The organism is Bacteroides sp. D2 (genome assembly GCF_025147085.1).
Lineage (GTDB): Bacteria > Bacteroidota > Bacteroidia > Bacteroidales > Bacteroidaceae > Bacteroides.
In genome coordinates this window covers 6,800,269-6,817,575 of sequence record NZ_CP102261.1, presented here as the reverse complement: position 1 = coordinate 6,817,575, position 17,307 = coordinate 6,800,269, and the positions used below count along the sequence as shown (strand labels likewise).

Here is a 17,307-nt window from a genome sequence, read left to right as displayed (position 1 = left end):
CATTTTTTTTTAATCATTATATTAATAAATTTATGGAAGTTAAAAAATCACCCAAGGCAGACCTGGAAGGCAAGAAGTCAACATGGCTGCTCATTGGTTACGTGGTAGTTCTAGCTTTCATGTTCGTGGCGTTCGAATGGACCCAGCGTGACGTGAAGATAGATACAAGCCAAGCAGTAGCTGATGTCGTGTTTGAAGAGGAAATCATTCCTATTACCGAAACCCCTGAACAACAAGCTCCGCCACCACCCGAAGCTCCGAAAGTAGCCGAGTTGCTGGAGATTGTAGATGATAAAGCTCAGATTGAGGAAACAACAACTATTATCAATGAAGATAATCAAGCTCGCGTAGAAGTAAAATACGTGCCTGTACAGGTTGTTGAAGAGGAGCCGGAAGAACAGACGATTTTCGAGGTTGTAGAAAACATGCCGGACTTCCCGGGCGGACAAGCAGCTTTGATGCAGTATCTGGCAAAAAATATTAAATATCCGACTATTGCACAGGAAAACGGAACTCAAGGACGTGTTATCGTACAGTTCGTTGTTAACAGAGACGGTAGTATCGTAGATGCGAAGGTTGTACGTAGCGTCGACCCGTATCTGGATAAGGAAGCCCTCCGTGTGATTAATACCATGCCGAAGTGGAAACCAGGTATGCAGCGCGGAAAACCGGTACGTGTTAAATTTACGGTTCCTGTGATGTTTAGATTGCAGTAATTTGTAACACTATAAATTGGGAGGCTGCTTTCGGCAGCCTCTTTTTATTCATTAATTTTTTTATTCATCATGTTTACAGCTTCTCAATTACTCGATAAGATAAATAATCATATCTCTGAAATCCAGTTTACCCGGACGCCGAAAGGGCTTTATGAACCGATTGAATATATCCTTTCTCTGGGTGGGAAGCGGATACGTCCTGTATTAATGTTGATGGGATATAACTTGTATCGGGAGGATGTTGCGTCTATATACGATCCTGCCACTGCAATTGAAGTTTATCACAATCACACCTTGTTGCATGATGATTTGATGGATCGTTCGGATGTGCGCAGAGGGAAACCTACCGTGCACAAGGTCTGGAATGATAATACTGCTGTACTTTCGGGAGATGCTATGCTGATTCTGGCATTTCGGTATATGACGGGTTGTCCACCGGAACACCTGAAAGAAGTGATGGATTTATTCAGTCTGACTACACTCGAAATCTGTGAAGGACAGCAACTGGATATGGAATTTGAATCTCGCTGTGACGTCACAGAAGACGAATACATTGAAATGATTCGTTTGAAAACAGCTGTGTTGCTTGCGGGTAGTCTTAAAATAGGTGCAATTCTGGCAGGAGCGACTGCTGAAGATGCAGAGAATCTATATAATTTTGGAATGCATATCGGAGTAGCATTCCAGTTGCAGGATGATTTGTTGGATGTATATGGTGATCCGGAAGTGTTCGGGAAGAAGATAGGTGGAGACATCCTCTGCAATAAAAAAACATATATGCTTATCAAAGCACTGAACCGTGCAGATGAAAAGCAGCATGCTGAATTGAATCGTTGGTTGAATGCAGAAGCTTTTCAACCAACTGAAAAAATCGAAGCGGTAACTGAAATCTATAATCAGTTGAATATCCGCAATATCTGTGAAAGCAAAATGCGTGAATATTATACGTTCGCTATGGAAAGTCTGGCGGCGGTAGCTGTTGCGGAAGACAGAAAAAAAGAACTGAAGAATCTGGTGAAATTATTAATGTATCGTGAAATGTAGTTAAGTATCGGAGATATGCCTTATAGACGACTACCAAATACAGATCAAGCAAGAGTTCGGGCGCTGAAAGCGGCTGTCGAAAAGGGAGAGATGTATAATGTGCGTGACTTGGCTATTACATTGAAGACATTATTTGAGGCGCGCAACTTCTTGCATCGGTTTGAGGCAGCGCAAATTTATTATACACAGTGCTACGATAATCAGTCGCGTGCCAGCCGTAAACATCAGATGAATGTGAAGACTGCCCGGCTCTATATCTCTCATTTTATTCAGGTGCTCAATTTGGCAGTGCTTCGTGATGAAATCAAGGTAACACATAAAGAGTTATATGGCTTGCCTGCTTCCAATACCGTACCAGACCTGTTGAGTGAAGCCTCACTGGTAGAGTGGGGGAAGAAAATAATCGAAGGCGAACAACTAAGGACCACTCAAGGTGGCATACCTATTTATAATCCGACTATTGCACGTGTGAAAGTGCATTATGATATTTTCCTGGATAGCTATGAACGGCAGAAGAACTATCAGGCATTAACCAATCGTAGTCTTGATGAACTGGCGTCCATGCGTGACCGTGCGGATGAATTGATTTTGGATATCTGGAATCAGGTAGAAGCCAAATACCAGGATGTCACTCCCAATGATACCCGATTAGAAAAATGTCGTGATTATGGGCTGATATATTATTATCGCTCCAGCGAAAAAATAAAAGAAGAAAAAGAAATATCATGTTGATCGATACTCATTCTCATCTTTTTGTTGAAGAATTTACCGAAGATTTGCCTCTGGTGATGGAACGTGCCAGGAAAGCAGGAGTTTCCTATATATTTATGCCCAATATAGACAGCACGACCATTGATGCTATGTTGTCGGTTTGTAGGGATTATCCGGGATTTTGCTATCCGATGATCGGATTGCACCCCACTTCTGTCAATGAATCGTATGAACAGGAATTAGCGATTGTTCACAAATACTTGTCGACTTCCCGTGAGTTTGTGGCTATCGGAGAAATAGGTCTTGATCTTTATTGGGATAAGACTTTTCTGAAAGAGCAAATCTTGGTTTTTGAAAAGCAAATAGAGTGGGCGCTGGAATATGGTCTTCCCATTGTAATCCATTCAAGAGAAGCATTTGAATATATATATAAGGTAATGGAACCCTATAAAAATACCCCATTGACCGGCATTTTTCATAGTTTTACCGGGACATCGGAAGAAGCGGCGAAATTGTTGGAATTTGAAGGATTTATGTTAGGTATCAATGGAGTTGTAACTTTCAAGAAATCGACTTTGCCGGAGGCATTGACGACTGTTCCTTTAGAGCGCATTGTGCTCGAAACCGATTCTCCCTATTTGGCTCCCGTGCCGAACCGGGGAAAGAGGAATGAAAGTGCTAATGTGAGAGACACACTCATGAAGGTGGCTGGTATTTATCAGAGGGATCTGGAGTACGTGGCACAGGTCACTTCTGTGAATGCGCTAAAAGTGTTCGGAATCCGCAAATAAGGTTCGAAAGGTTTTAAATTATATTAATTTGCCGTATTTATTCGAGATAAAAGAGGGAGAATGCTTCTTGAAAAGAAAAAAAAGAATACATTTGTAGCTGAAAATGCTGAAAACTCAGAGGGAGAGATGCTCGAGTGGTTGAAGAGGCACGCCTGGAAAGCGTGTATACGCCAAAAGCGTATCCGGGGTTCGAATCCCCGTCTCTCCGCAGAAATGAAAGAGAGATGAGAAGTAAATACAATAATAATCAATTAATTAATCTTAAAAATTAGACACACAATGAAAAAGTTATTTGCAATTGTTGCTGTGATTGGGGCCTTCACTTTTGGCTCAATTCAACTTGCTCAGGCTCAAGACGCTCCTGCAGCAGAACAAACTGAACAACAAGCTGCTCCTGCCGCTGAAGCTACTACAGCTGCTGCTCCTGCTGCAGAAGAGGGTGGTATTCACAAGGAAATCAAAGTTAAATTCATCGAAGGTACTGCATCTTTCATGAGTTTGGTAGCTATCGCTTTGGTGATCGGTTTGGCTTTCTGTATTGAACGTATCATTTATTTGAGTTTGGCTGAAATCAACACAAAAAAATTCATGGCATCCATCGAAGCTGCTTTGGAAAAAGGTGATGTTGAAGCTGCTAAAGACATTGCTCGTAACACCAGAGGCCCGGTTGCTTCTATCTACTACCAAGGTTTGATGAGAATCGATCAAGGTATTGACGTAGTTGAGAAGTCTGTTGTATCTTATGGTGGTGTACAGGCAGGTTACCTTGAAAAAGGATGTTCTTGGATCACACTGTTTATCGCAATGGCTCCGTCACTCGGATTCTTGGGTACTGTAATCGGTATGGTGCAGGCATTTGATAAAATCCAGCAGGTAGGTGATATCTCTCCGACGGTTGTTGCAGGTGGTATGAAAGTTGCCTTGATTACAACTATCTTCGGTTTGATCGTAGCATTGATCCTTCAGGTATTCTATAACTACGTACTTTCTAAAATTGAGGCTCTTACAAGTGAAATGGAAGATTCTTCTATCTCTTTGCTTGATATGGTAATCAAATATAACTTGAAATACAAAAAATAATCTGAAATGAGTAAGTTAACATATAGAATATCGTATTACGTACTGTATGCGATGTTTGCCATCATTCTAATCGTTATGGGCGTGTTCTTCTTAGGGGGAGATGCCACTGGCGATGCCTTGATTCCGGGGGTAGATCCCGAGATGTGGCAACCGGCTCAAACAGACGCCTTACTCTATCTGATGTACGTTTTGTTTGGTATAGCCATTGCAGCCACAGTTATTGCTGCTGTATTCCAATTTGGTGCAGCTTTGAAAGATAATCCGGCAAGCGCTATCAAGTCTTTACTTGGTTTGGTTCTTTTAGTTGTTGTTTTAATTGTAGCTTGGGCTATGGGTGATGGAACACCGATGCAGATCCAGGGCTATGATGGTACAGACAACGTTCCTTTCTGGCTAAAAGTAACTGATATGTTCCTTTATGCTATTTACATCTTGTTGTTTGTGACAGTTGTTGCAATCATCGTGAGTGGTATAAAGAAAAAATTATCATAACCAATTGAGAATACTCAATTAAATAAGTAATTACAATGGCAAGAGGAAAAAGAAAAGTTCCTGATATTAACTCAAGTTCTACGGCGGATATTGCTTTCTTGTTGCTGATCTTCTTCTTGATTACAACATCAATGGATACGGACCGTGGTTTGGCAAGACTTTTGCCTCCACCACCCGAAGATCAAGACCAACAGAACACAGATAAGATCAAAGAACGTAACGTCTTACAGGTATACCTGAATAAGGATGATGCCTTGATGTGCGGAAATGATTATATCGGTGTTGATGAGCTAAGAGAAAGAGCTAAAGAATTTATTGCTAATGTTGCTAATGCAGAACACATGCCTGAAAAAACACAGAAGAATGTAGAATTCTTCGGCACATATCTGGTTAATGACAAGCACGTAATTTCTTTGCAGAATGACCGTGGATCTTCTTATCAGGCATATATCAGTGTGCAGAACGAATTGGTGGCTGCATACAATGAATTGAGAGACGAGTTGGCTCAGGAAAAATGGCAAAAGACATATGCGGAATTGAATGACGATCAACAAAAGGCGATTCGTGAAATTTATCCGCAGAGAATTTCTGAGGCAGAACCTAAAAAGTACGGAGATAAAAAGAAGTAAGTAATGGGAAAATTTAATAAGACTGGTAAACGTGAAATGCCGGCATTGAATACTTCTTCGTTGCCTGACCTTATCTTTACTTTGTTGTTCTTCTTTATGATTGTAACAACGATGCGTGAGGTAACATTAAAGGTGCAGTTTACACTTCCGCAAGGTACTGAACTCGAAAAACTGGAGAAGAAATCGCTGGTAACATTCATCTATGTAGGGGAACCTACACAAGAATATCGCGCGAAAATGGGTACTGAAAGTCGTATTCAGCTCAACGACAGCTATGCTGAAGTTGGTGAAGTACAAGACTTCATTTTCCAGGAACGTGCAAGTATGAATGAAGGTGATGCAGCTAAAATGACTGTGTCTCTGAAAGTAGATCAAAAGACAAAGATGGGTATTATTACTGACGTAAAAAATGCTCTTAGAAAATCTTATGCTTTGAAGATTAACTATTCGGCTACGAAACGTGGTGAGAAGTAATTAGTTAATTTAATATATAAAAAGAAAGGGTGTCCAATCTGTTTGGATACCCTTTCTTTTTATATGCAAATGTTGCACTGTATTGGAATATAGCCACTTTATATGTTCTTAAATAGAAGCCTTTAAGATAAAAAAGAATAAAATAATTGTAATTTGGTATGATAAAATTCACTTTCAATAAGAATTATATATAATTTTGCAGCTGTTTTTATTATTTATAATATAATTAAAATAATTTTGATTGTGAATAAGTTAGTTGCAAAGAAGGCGTTTCTTTTGCTGGTACTAGCGTGCGCAATGTTAGTGACGGTAGAACCGATTTACGCAAAGAAGAAAAAAAACACGAAAACTACGAAGAAAGAGTCTCCCTACGAGAAAATTTTTAAAGGGAAGAAAGATGAAGTGAAAAAAGGAGTGATAACTCTTCATAAGATTGAAGGAAAAATCTTATTTGAGTTCCCTCTTACCCTTCAGAATCGCGAGATGCTTCTAGGATCGACAGTTTCAGAGATTAGTGACAATGGAAATGCATTGGTTGGGCAAAAAATTAAAAAGCCCCTGCACATTAAGTTCGCATTACGCGATAGTGTGATGGAGATGCGCGAAGTGAGTAACTTTGCACGTCGCCCGATCTTTTCTACGAGTAAGGATGAGTCCATAAAACAGGCAATGAAGAAAGGAATCGGAGAGCCTGTAATGGAAGGATTCAAAGTGATGGCGTATAATGCAGATAGTACAGCTGTAGTATTCGACATGACGGATTTTCTGGTGAGCGATAATAAGCGCATGGCTATTTTTGACCCTTATGGTAAGAAGACAATGTTTGGTGCTTGTGTGCGCCGGGCAACTTTCAAAAAAGAGCTCTCTTATGTCGATCAGATAAAATCATTTGATGATAACATATCGGTAACATCCAGTTTAAGCTATTTGCAGGATTTACTTTATATGGGCATTGTTGCAATTGCCTATCAGGAACCTGTTACGGTAAAAGTAAACCGGTCATTTGTTTTGCTGCCGGAGACTCCCGAAATGATGCCGCGTATGGCTGATCCGCGCATTGGTTATTTTACTTCAAATAAGGAAGAGATTGCTGATGATTATGACGGAGTGAAAATGAATACTTATGCTAATAAGTGGAATGTATATCCTAAAGATGTAGAAGCTTACAAGCGAGGAGAGCTTGTTGAACCTACGCAACCTATTCTTTTTTATGTTGACGATGCTTTCCCTGAAGAATGGAAAAAGGGTATTCATGAAGGGGTGTTGGTATGGAATAAAGCTTTTGAACGTATTGGCTTTAAGAATGTAATGCAGGTGAAAGACTTCCCGAAAGATGATCCTGAATTTGATCCGGCTAATATTAAGTATAACTGCATTAATTATGCTCCGATCGGAATCGCGAATGCGATGGGACCATCATGGATTGATCCCAGAAACAGTCAGATTATTAATGCTTCTGTATTTGTATATCATGATGTTATTCAGTTGGTGAATGATATGCGATTTGTGCAAACGGCACAAGTTGATCCAAGAGTGCGGACTCCCAAACTTCCTCAGGATGTATTGGACGAGAGTTTACGCTATATCATATCTCATGAGGTAGGTCACTGTTTGGGATTGATGCACAATATGGGATCTTCTTTTGCTTATGCAACAGAATCGTATCGTGATCCTGTGTTTATGAAAGAGCATGGCACTACTCCATCTATTATGGACTATGCCCGTTTTAATTATATTGCACAACCCGAAGATAAAGATGTATGTCTTACTCCTCCGGTATTAGGTACTTATGATTATTATGCCATTAAGTGGGGATATACAGTATTTCCGGAAGCAAAAACTACTGAAGAAGAGGTTCCTTATTTAGAAAGTATTATTAAGAGTAAAATAGGGGATTTGGAATATAGATATGGGAAACAACAGTTAGGTTATGGTGTTTTTGACCCAACTTCTTTATCGGAAGATATCAGTAATGATGCTATGAAGGCAGGTGCTTATGGCATCAAGAACCTGAAATATATATTAGGCAATTTCAATACATGGCTGAATGATAAGGATCCCGATTTTACCTATCGAGATCATCTTTATGACGCATTGGTTTCGCAGTATGTGCGTTATCTGAATAATGCCTGGGCAAATGTGGGTGGTTTCTTTATCAATGAACATTATGTCGGCGATCCGTATAATACATCAGAAGTGATTCCTCACGATATGCAGAAGCGTGCTGTTCAGTTTGTTTTGAATGAATTAAAGAACATTGACTGGATAGATAATCCTGATGTAGTAAAGAATCTGACTTTTGACGGTTCAATGTCCCGTTCCATCCTGAAATCGATGAGTAAGAAAATTCTGAATACAAAACGTGTTTCATTGGCTGCTTACCGTGATTCTTCCGCATATTCTCCACAGGAGTATTTGGATGATATTTATACCATTTTATGGGAATCGACTATTAAAAATGTGGAACCAACCGAATCCGAACGTATTTTGCAGACAGAAGTATTGATGGGTATTATTCGTAATGCTGACCCGCTGACAAAGAAAGACGAGATTGATGAAGTCTTGTTCGCGGATTTGAAACAAGCTGCCCAGACAGGTGCTTTACAGTTGCCGGCTAATACGGATTTGCCTCTGTTTCAGCTGTTTGAAGTATATAAACATTTGACAGAGCAGGGAGATGCAGATTGTTGTGTAGATGCAGGACATTATTACCAGACTGCTAACGCAATGAAAAAGATAAATGAATATGCAGGCTTTGACTATATCTATTATGTGCTTAATACTTCCAATAATAATCAGAATCATCTGTATTTTGATTTATTGACGCGTATAAAGAATATAGTGGAAAAGCGTAAGAATTCAGGTTCCTATGCAACCCGCTCTCACTATGAATATTTATTGTCTATCATTAATGACTTTGAAAAGGCAAAATAAAAATTGTTGAGTGATGAAGTTATTTATAGTGTTATTGACCGGGGCTTTTATGTTAGCTACCGGAACTTCTGATGTTTTTGCCAAGAAAAAGGAGAAAGTGCAAACGGAAGCAAAATCGGATACGGTTCAGACTGCTTCTAAAAAGAGGAATACTCAATACCCACGTTTGTTTAAGAACAAAAGAGTGGTGACGAAGAAAGGGCTTATAACGATCCATAAGATTGATGATAAACTTTATTTTGAATTTCCTAAAAGTTTGCTAGGACGTGATTTTTTGATGGGTTCTTCGATCTCGGCAACTAGTGATAATACCAGTGGTCTTGTCGGACAGACTATGACTACTCCGTTGCATATCCGTTTTGCCATACAAGAGGATCAGGTGTATATGCAGAATGTAACTCCCGTTTCCCGGATGGATGTATATAGTAATCAGTCTGATATCAGTAAGGCAGTAGCGAAAAGTAATATAACGCCGGACATGGAGTCATTCAAGATTGCGGCTTATAATATGGATAGCACAGCAGTGGTGTTCGAGGTGACTAAGTTCTTTCTTGCTGACAATAAACGTCTTCCTCTGTTTGACCAGAATAGCTCCTCTTTGGAGGATGAGAAATATGGCCAATTGGAGTTGAAAGCGGTGTTGAAAAAGAATCTTTCTTCCATCAGAAACTTTTATGTCTTTGATGATAATCTGGAGATCAATCTGGATATGAGCTTTTATCAATCTCTGCTTGCCAATAAAAAGGAAGTCAGAGGAGGAAATGTGCGGGTGAAGGCTGTTTATTCAATGCTTTTATTGCCGGAAGAGACAATGGCCTGGCGATTGGGCGATCCCCGGTTAGGGTATACATTTACCAAAAAGCAGAAGATATCAACAGAGAAAGACGGTACGGCCTTTTCATATTTGCAACATAAATGGAATCTACTGCCAGCTGACGAGGAAGCATATCGTCGGGGAGATTTGGTTGCTCCACGGAAACCGGTGGTGTTCTATATCGACAACGATTTTCCGGAGGCTTGGAAAAAAGCAATAAAAGAAGGTGTCAACTGGTGGAATGAAGCGTTCAAGATGGCTGGATTTAAGGAGGCTGTACAAACTGCGGATTTTCCTGCAAATGATACAACATTCTATGCCGGAAATTTGAAGTATTCTTGCATCCGTTATGTGCCTGTAAATCTCTCAAAGACTCAAAGCAAAGTTTGGGTGGATCCTCGCAGTGGAGAAATTATTAATGGAACTATTTTTGTTGGACATGATATAGCAAAGACGATAGCTAATCAACGTTTTATCCAAACAGCTCAAGCTGATAAACGTATGCGTGGTTTACAGTTGTCGGAAGAGATTTTATTAGAGAGTATCCGGCTTTATGTAGCTCGTGAAGTAGGTCATTGTTTAGGTTTGGCTGATAACGCTTCGGCTTCAGCTGCATTTTCTGTAGAATCATTGAGATCAGCTGCATTTACCGAACAAAACGGTATTGCTTCTTCAGTGATGGATGAACTTCCTTACAATTATATTGCTCAACCACAGGATGATAAGGTTCAGTTCGTTCAGAATAAGTTGGGAGCTTATGACTTATATGCGATCCAGATGGGATATATGCTCATTCCGGATACAAAGACACCCGAAGAAATCCGTGAAAAGATAATGAGATGGGTAACCATGAAGTCGGGAGATCCGGTTTATCGTTACGGCAAAGCTCAATATCAGGAGGCAGAATATGATCCGAGCGCATTGGGAGGTGATTTGAGTAACGATGCTGTTAAAGCGGGAAAATATGGAATCAGTAATCTGAAATATATCTTGGGAAACATCGAACAATGGGTGGAACAACAGGATTCGGATTATCGTTTCCGCATTCATATTTATCCGGAGATAGTTAATCAGTATAACCAATATTTGATGTATGCTTTTCAAAATGTAGGAGGATTCTATCTGTCCGAGCATATAGTGGGCGACCGTAATCAGGCTCTATCTGTTGTATCTAAAATACAGCAGCGTGAAGCAGCTCGTTTTGTAATGAACGAGTTGTGCAATATGACTTGGTTGGATGACTCTTCCATACTTCGTAACATGCCGGTGCAGACTCCGGTTTATCAAAAGATGATGAAGGATTTTGCAAGTGTTTTGGTGTCTACCAAACGAGTGTCATTAGCTTATTACAAAGATAAGAACAGCTATTCTCCTGAAGAATATCTGAATGACGTTTATAATGGTATATGGGCATCGACCTTGAAAGGAAAATCATTGAACCGTGCAGAAATGTTACTTCAATATGAAGTGGTTGCCGCTATTTTGAGAAAGTTGCAGTTGCCTAATCACATGGAAACTACAGGTCGTGAAAAGAAGAAGAAGGTTGAAACGCTGTTACAGTCTACTCAGCCCGAAGTAAATACAGTTGGAGGATTCGGACCTTTGGGATATATCACCAATTTATCTAATGATAATCAGCTGCATTTGTATCATGGGCTGTTGATCCGTGTTCAGAAGTTAATGGAATCGCGTTTGAATTCCGGTTCTTATGAAACAAGGATGCACTATGGGCAGTTGCTTGAGAAGATAGAAGATATACGTAATTGGTAAAATAATAAGAAAACACGATATGAGACGATTTTTGATAATTTGTCTGGCTGCGGTATTTACGTTGCCTGCTGCAGACGCAAATACGATTTTCTGGAAAAAGAAAAAAGACAAAACGGAAAAGAAAGAGAAAAAACTCAGCAAGTACGAAAAGCTGTTTAAAGACAAGAAGGTAGAAACTTCTAAAGGTCTGCTCACTTTACACTTTGTAGACAAGAAAAAGCTGCTCGTAGAGTTCCCCGTTTCACTCATGGGACGAGAATTTCTTTTAGGTTCTAAAGTAGTAGAAACCTCTGATATGGGAAATGGACCGGCAGGAACGATGTCGTATACTCCCCGTCATATCAAATTTTCAGTGGTAGATAGTACGCTGTATATGAAGGAAGTCAGCAGAACGGGACAGAACATGATATTCTCCAGTTCGGCAAATCAGAATATGCAGGAAGGACTGAAGAAGAATTCATTGTCAACCATTGTGGATGCTTTCACTATTGCTGCCTTTAATAAAGACTCTTCGGCCGTGGTGGTAGATATGACTTCCTATTTTGTATCTCACACGGAAGATATGAATCCTTTTTCGAGCGGTAAACGTACCATGGAATATGGTTCGGGTAGACAAGCTGTAAAATTCAGGGATGATTTATCTTACCTGACAGGAGTGAAGGCTTTTGGAGACAATGTTTCTATTCTTTCTAAATTGACTTACTTAATGAATCTGAGCGTAGGCGGACAACTTGCCAGTGTGGATGAACCTGTCAGCATGACAGTAAACCGTACCTTATTGTTGCTGCCTGAAAAACCGCAGATGCGTCCGCGCTTAGCCGACCCCCGAATTGGAATAGGTACTGTGGAAATGGAAAATATGGGTACGGAGGTTGATGGCTCCAGAATGGAACACCGGATGAAGCGTTGGAATCTGGAGGTTTCGGACGTTGATAAGTACAAACGTGGTGAACTGACAGAACCGAAAAAGCCGATTGTTTTTTATATGGATCCTAACTTCCCGGTAAGTTGGAGAGCAGCTGTAAAAGCAGGAGTAAATGACTGGAATAAGGCTTTTGAGGCTATCGGTTTCAAAGATGCTATTCAGGTGAAGGATTTCCCGAAAGATGATCCGGATTTTGATCCTGACAATTTAAAGTACAGTACGATTCGTTATGTTCCTACCGGAGTGGTAACGACTATGAAAGATGCATCGTTTGCTGATCCTCGTACGGGGGAAATCATGAATGCTTCCCTATACCTTTATCATGATTTGCTGAAGTGGAATAATATTCAGCGTTTTGTACAGACTTCTCAAGTGGATCCGGATGCACGTCATCTTCGTTTGCCGGATGATTTGATGAGTGAAACGCTTCGTTGTGCCGTTCGCCGGGAAGTGGGTTTTGCTTTAGGATTGATAGAGAATATGGCAGGTTCTTTTGCTATACCGACAGATTCTTTACGGTCGGCTTCTTATACGCAGAAATATGGAATAACTGCCTCTGTGATGGATGAAGTAGGTTTCAACTATGTGGCTCAACCGGGTGATAAAGGAGTGATGCTTTCTCCTAAATTGGGAGTGTATGACTACTATGCTATTAAAGTAGCCTACAAACCTATTTTAGAAGCACAAACTGCACAGGAAGAGAATAAGGTGGTACGCCAGTGGATTAGTGAGAAAAGCGGTGATCCGATGTATCGTTTTGGAACCAAACAGTATTTGCTGACTACATTCGACCCATCGGCTCTTTCTTTTGATTTAGGAAACGATGCGATTAAAGCCAGTACATACGGTATTAATAATTTGCGTTACATTGTAGCTCATATGCATGAATGGATGGATGCGGAAGATAAGAACTATGATTATCGTAATATGGTATTTCCGTTTATCGTACAGCAATTGAGAGGATACTTGTTTAATGTATATCGCAATATCGGTTCATTCTATTTGAATGAGCACTTTGTTGGTGACGCTAACGCAACTCTTACCGCAGTACCCAAGGATTTGCAAAGAGCTTCTTTAGATTTTCTGTTTACTCAACTGAAGGATTTGGAATGGATTGATGATGAAGACGTCATCAAGAAACTTTCATTCTCCGGTTCACAGGCCCGTAAGATTCTGAAGAATTATGTAGTAAAGGAAAAGAATGTGATTACAGACTTATATCAGACTAAGCGTGTTTCGTTGACGTACTATCGTGATCCGTCTTCTTATAGCCCGAAAGAATATATCGACGATTTATATGAATTAGTATGGCGTCCGACAATGGAGGGACGTTCGTTGACGGAACCTGAACGTATTATGCAGGCTGAATTCTTATCGAATGTGCGCAACAGTGTAGATATAAATGGTCAGAAGAGATGGTTCGGACAATACTATTTGTCGGATGACAACACAGACAAAGTAGGAGCTTTGGACGAAGAGGAAGATGGAGATGCTGAAAGCGCAATAGAGGAGCAGGGTTACGGCTCTCGTGCTGTCATGTATAATATAGCAACGGATAATCAGAATCATTTATGGTATGGCACTTATCAGAAATTGGCGGAGTTAGTCAAGAAACAACAAATGACTGGGGATGAACAGACGCGTGCCCACTATAAATATCTGTTGTTCTTGATGACGCGTTCCTGGAAAGATACTCCTAAAATTTAAATAAATCACATATATTATTTTGCATAAATAGAATATACAACACGAATTATGAAAAAAGTATTTCTTTTTTCCTTGTTATATCTTTTGTCGGTGGTTACGGTGGTAGCTCAACAGAAAGATAACAAGCAGCAAGTACAAAAAACAAAGGTTGAAAACAGTGAAGTACCATCAGGGTACCGCGCGGTTTTTGGAAAAGTGGTCGATCAGGAAGGACTCCAACTGATTGGAGTGACTATTCGCTTGAAGGGTACCGATTTTGGTACTACTACGGATGTTAACGGAGAGTTTAAACTTTTTTATCCCGTTCGTAAGCATCCGGTGATTATTGTTTCCTATATAGGAATGGTGACAGAGGAAATCAGTTTGGGAGACGATGCGTCTAAAGATAAGGCGCGTGTTATTAAGCTGAAGGAAGATGCTGTGATGACTGATGAGGTGGTAATTACCGGTTACTCTAACATTAATAAGAAGAGTTTTACAGGTAACAGTGTACAGATCAAGAAAGAAGATTTGTTGAAAGTTTCTAAGACGAATGTATTCTCTGCTTTGCAGGCATTCGATCCATCTTTCCGTATTCAGGAAAATAGCCAGTGGGGATCAGACCCGAATGCTATTCCGGAACTTTATATCCGTGGTCGTTCAGGTATAGGCATCAAAGAGTTGGATTCGGAAACTGTTTCTAAATCCAACTTGCAGAATAATCCGAACCTCCCGTTGTTCATCATGGATGGTTTTGAAGTTTCAGCTACTAAATTGTATGACCTTGACCCTAACCGTATCGAGAATATCACTATTTTAAAAGATGCGGCTGCAACAGCCATGTATGGTTCACGTGCAGCAAACGGTATCGTCGTTATCACTACCGTTCCTCCCAAACCGGGTAAGTTGCAGATCGATTATAGCATGACCGGAACTTTGCAAATGCCGGACTTATCTGATTATAATCTGATGAATGCTTCTGAAAAACTGGAAACAGAACGGTTAGCCGGTTTCTATATTGGTAAGGATGCCGGTGAGCAATATACGCTCGACAGAGAATACTACGGTAAATTGCAAAATGTGAAACGAGGTGTCGATACGGACTGGATTTCACAACCGGTTCATTCTGTATTCAATCATAAGCATAGTTTGTCTTTGACCGGAGGTACGGAAAACCTGCGTTTCTCTGTGGATTTGAGTTATAACAAATCTGATGGTGTGATGAGAGGCTCTTACCGTGACCGTACAGGTGGAGGTTTGGCTTTAGATTACCGTATCGGTCGTTTGCAGGTGCGTAACTATGTTTCTTATTCGTCAACACGTTCTAAAGAATCACCTTATGGAAGTTTCTCGGATTATACAACTAAACTGCCGTATGATACTTTCCGTGATGATGATGGTGATTATGTGACAAAAACAACCGAATGGCACAATTTGGGTATGGACAATCTGGCCAATCCTTTGTATGAGGCTACATTGAAAAGTTATGATCGTTCTAATGCGGATGAATTCATTGATAACTTGTCTGCCAACTGGTATATTAATGATCACTGGCAAATTAAAGGACAGTTTGCATTAACTAAAAGTTATTCAGAATCTCGTCGTTTCCTAGATCCGTTGTCTGCAAAGAATACAGATGCATTGAGCAGTACGAATAAAATATCCGGTGAATTGACTACCAGTAGTGGTAATTCCTTGTCTTGGGATATGAATGCTTTTCTTGCGTATAACCGGACTATTAAGGAACACAATATCAATCTGTCGGTAGGTATTAATGCCACCTCTTCGAGTGGCACAAGTACTTCGGCACGTTATATGGGTTTCCCCTCCGGCGACTTCGATTCTCCTAACTATGCACAAAAGATCTACGAAAAACCGGATTGGAGCGATACCAAATCACGGCTGTTCGGTGCGTTGGCTACTTTAAACTATAGCTATCAGAACATTTATTTGCTTGATGCTTCGGTTCGTAGCGATGGCTCTTCTGAATTTGGTTCAGATAATAAAACAGCCTTGTTCTGGTCGTTTGGTCTGGGACTTGCTTTGCATAACTATGAGTTTATAAAGAAGTTGAGCTTCATTGATGAATTTAAAATTCGTGGAACTTATGGTTCTTCCGGTAAAGTAAACTTTGAGCCTTTTGCGGCAAAAACTGTTTATGAGATTAATGGTGATGAATGGTATGAAACCGGAATGGGTGCCAATATGATAGCGATGGGTAATGTGAATCTGGGTTGGGAAACTACTTACCAGACAGATTTTGGATTTGAGTTGGGTCTGTTAAAACGCTTGTTCTATATTTCGTTTGCTTACTATAACAAACGCACTGTAGACTTGGTGAATGATGTGACTATTCCCAGTTCTACCGGTTTCACTTCCTATAAAGACAATGTCGGAGAGATGCAGAACCGTGGATATGAATTTAATGTACGCAGTAATATCATTCGTAGACGTGATATGCAACTTTCATTATTTGCCAACTTGGGCCATAATGAGAATAAATTAGTGAAGATTTCTAATAGTCTGAAAGCTTATAACGATCTGGTCGATCAGAAATATGCAGAACTCGGTAACTACGATGCTGATGCAGCGAAACCTTTCCGTAAATACGAAGAAGGTGTTTCTACTACGGCTATCTCCGCTGTGAAATCTCATGGTATTGATCCGGCTACAGGAAAAGAAATTTTTGAGAAGCGCGACGGAACATTGACTACTAAGTGGGATTCAGCTGATATGATTAGTTGTGGTGATACCGAGCCGGATATTCAGGGAACATTTGGTTTTAACTTCTCTTGGAAGAAATTCAGCTTGTACACTACATTCATGTACGAATATGGCGGTCAACGATATAATTCAACATTGGTATCCAAGGTTGAAAATGCTGATATCTACAACTCTAACGTAGATAAACGTGTCCTTTCCGACCGTTGGAAAGAGCCGGGAGACAATGCTCGTTTTAAAGCATTATATAATGGCAAGAACAGTATTGAGATAACTAAATCATCGACTCGTTTCATTGAAGACTACAACTTGTTGTCATTGAATTCAATCACATTAGGTTATACTTTCGGTGCAGAACAAATCAAGAAATTGGGATTGAGTATGCTTCGTCTGGAAATAGGTGCTAATGACCTTGCCCGTTTCTGCACAGTGAAACAAGAACGCGGCTTGAGTTATCCTTACTCTCGAAGTGTCAATTTTACAGTGAATGCAAGTTTCTAAGTGGGTCGTGACAATTATT

At 40.1% G+C, this 17,307-nt stretch carries 12 protein-coding genes and 1 tRNA gene; all 13 read left to right on the top strand.

What is annotated here, in order from left to right:
- Positions 1-32 precede the first annotated feature (32 nt).
- The 13 genes from NQ505_RS25715 to NQ505_RS25655 all read left to right on the top strand — a co-directional run bounded on the left by NQ505_RS25715 (position 33) and on the right by NQ505_RS25655 (position 17,288).
- On the top strand, positions 33-716 hold the full coding sequence (locus tag NQ505_RS25715) for an energy transducer TonB (RefSeq protein ID WP_008998815.1): 684 nt from the start codon (positions 33-35) through the stop codon (positions 714-716).
- 69 nt (positions 717-785) lie between these two features.
- A complete protein-coding gene (locus tag NQ505_RS25710; protein WP_008998814.1) occupies positions 786-1,760 on the top strand; it encodes a polyprenyl synthetase family protein in 975 nt (324 codons plus the stop codon).
- A gap of 15 nt (positions 1,761-1,775) precedes the next feature.
- Positions 1,776-2,492 carry a hypothetical protein gene (locus NQ505_RS25705; protein WP_008998813.1) on the top strand — a complete coding sequence of 239 codons (717 nt, stop codon included), beginning with the start codon at positions 1,776-1,778 and terminating at the stop codon, positions 2,490-2,492.
- On the top strand, positions 2,486-3,262 hold the full coding sequence (locus tag NQ505_RS25700; RefSeq protein WP_008998812.1) for a TatD family hydrolase: 777 nt from the start codon (positions 2,486-2,488) through the stop codon (positions 3,260-3,262). The genes NQ505_RS25705 and NQ505_RS25700 overlap by 7 nt, the downstream gene beginning before the upstream one ends.
- Before the next feature lie 120 nt (positions 3,263-3,382).
- Positions 3,383-3,470: transfer RNA gene (locus NQ505_RS25695), tRNA-Ser, on the top strand.
- Positions 3,471-3,541: 71 nt separating this feature from the next.
- On the top strand, positions 3,542-4,342 hold the full coding sequence (locus NQ505_RS25690) for a MotA/TolQ/ExbB proton channel family protein (RefSeq protein ID WP_004312432.1): 801 nt from the start codon (positions 3,542-3,544) through the stop codon (positions 4,340-4,342).
- A gap of 6 nt (positions 4,343-4,348) precedes the next feature.
- The gene (locus NQ505_RS25685) at positions 4,349-4,834 is read left to right on the top strand and encodes a hypothetical protein (RefSeq protein WP_008998811.1); all 486 of its coding nucleotides are present in this window, start codon (positions 4,349-4,351) and stop codon (positions 4,832-4,834) included.
- A 35-nt stretch (positions 4,835-4,869) separates the two neighbouring features.
- Entirely contained in the window at positions 4,870-5,463 is a 594-nt protein-coding gene (locus tag NQ505_RS25680) for an ExbD/TolR family protein (protein ID WP_008998810.1), read from the top strand.
- Positions 5,464-5,466: 3 nt separating this feature from the next.
- Positions 5,467-5,937 (top strand): ExbD/TolR family protein, encoded by a 471-nt coding sequence (locus NQ505_RS25675; protein WP_004315772.1) that lies wholly within the window; start codon positions 5,467-5,469, stop codon positions 5,935-5,937.
- 243 nt (positions 5,938-6,180) lie between these two features.
- Positions 6,181-8,871 carry a zinc-dependent metalloprotease gene (locus NQ505_RS25670; RefSeq protein WP_008998809.1) on the top strand — a complete coding sequence of 897 codons (2,691 nt, stop codon included), beginning with the start codon at positions 6,181-6,183 and terminating at the stop codon, positions 8,869-8,871.
- A gap of 13 nt (positions 8,872-8,884) precedes the next feature.
- Positions 8,885-11,455 carry a zinc-dependent metalloprotease gene (locus NQ505_RS25665; protein ID WP_008998808.1) on the top strand — a complete coding sequence of 857 codons (2,571 nt, stop codon included), beginning with the start codon at positions 8,885-8,887 and terminating at the stop codon, positions 11,453-11,455.
- 19 nt (positions 11,456-11,474) lie between these two features.
- Positions 11,475-14,087, top strand: a complete 2,613-nt coding sequence (locus tag NQ505_RS25660; protein ID WP_008998807.1) for a zinc-dependent metalloprotease — start codon at positions 11,475-11,477, stop codon at positions 14,085-14,087.
- A gap of 48 nt (positions 14,088-14,135) precedes the next feature.
- Entirely contained in the window at positions 14,136-17,288 is a 3,153-nt protein-coding gene (locus tag NQ505_RS25655) for a SusC/RagA family TonB-linked outer membrane protein (RefSeq protein WP_008998806.1), read from the top strand.
- Positions 17,289-17,307 lie beyond the last annotated feature (19 nt).

Bases quoted from the DNA above. Each gene is read 5' to 3' on its own strand.
- NQ505_RS25715 (WP_008998815.1), top strand. From the start codon at position 33: ATGGAAGTTAAAAAATCACCCAAGGCAGACCTGGAAGGCAAGAAGTCA.
- NQ505_RS25710 (WP_008998814.1), top strand. From the start codon at position 786: ATGTTTACAGCTTCTCAATTACTCGATAAGATAAATAATCATATCTCT.
- NQ505_RS25705 (WP_008998813.1), top strand. From the start codon at position 1,776: ATGCCTTATAGACGACTACCAAATACAGATCAAGCAAGAGTTCGGGCG.
- NQ505_RS25700 (WP_008998812.1), top strand. From the start codon at position 2,486: ATGTTGATCGATACTCATTCTCATCTTTTTGTTGAAGAATTTACCGAA.
- NQ505_RS25690 (WP_004312432.1), top strand. From the start codon at position 3,542: ATGAAAAAGTTATTTGCAATTGTTGCTGTGATTGGGGCCTTCACTTTT.
- NQ505_RS25685 (WP_008998811.1), top strand. From the start codon at position 4,349: ATGAGTAAGTTAACATATAGAATATCGTATTACGTACTGTATGCGATG.
- NQ505_RS25680 (WP_008998810.1), top strand. From the start codon at position 4,870: ATGGCAAGAGGAAAAAGAAAAGTTCCTGATATTAACTCAAGTTCTACG.
- NQ505_RS25675 (WP_004315772.1), top strand. From the start codon at position 5,467: ATGGGAAAATTTAATAAGACTGGTAAACGTGAAATGCCGGCATTGAAT.
- NQ505_RS25665 (WP_008998808.1), top strand. From the start codon at position 8,885: ATGAAGTTATTTATAGTGTTATTGACCGGGGCTTTTATGTTAGCTACC.
- NQ505_RS25660 (WP_008998807.1), top strand. From the start codon at position 11,475: ATGAGACGATTTTTGATAATTTGTCTGGCTGCGGTATTTACGTTGCCT.
- NQ505_RS25655 (WP_008998806.1), top strand. From the start codon at position 14,136: ATGAAAAAAGTATTTCTTTTTTCCTTGTTATATCTTTTGTCGGTGGTT.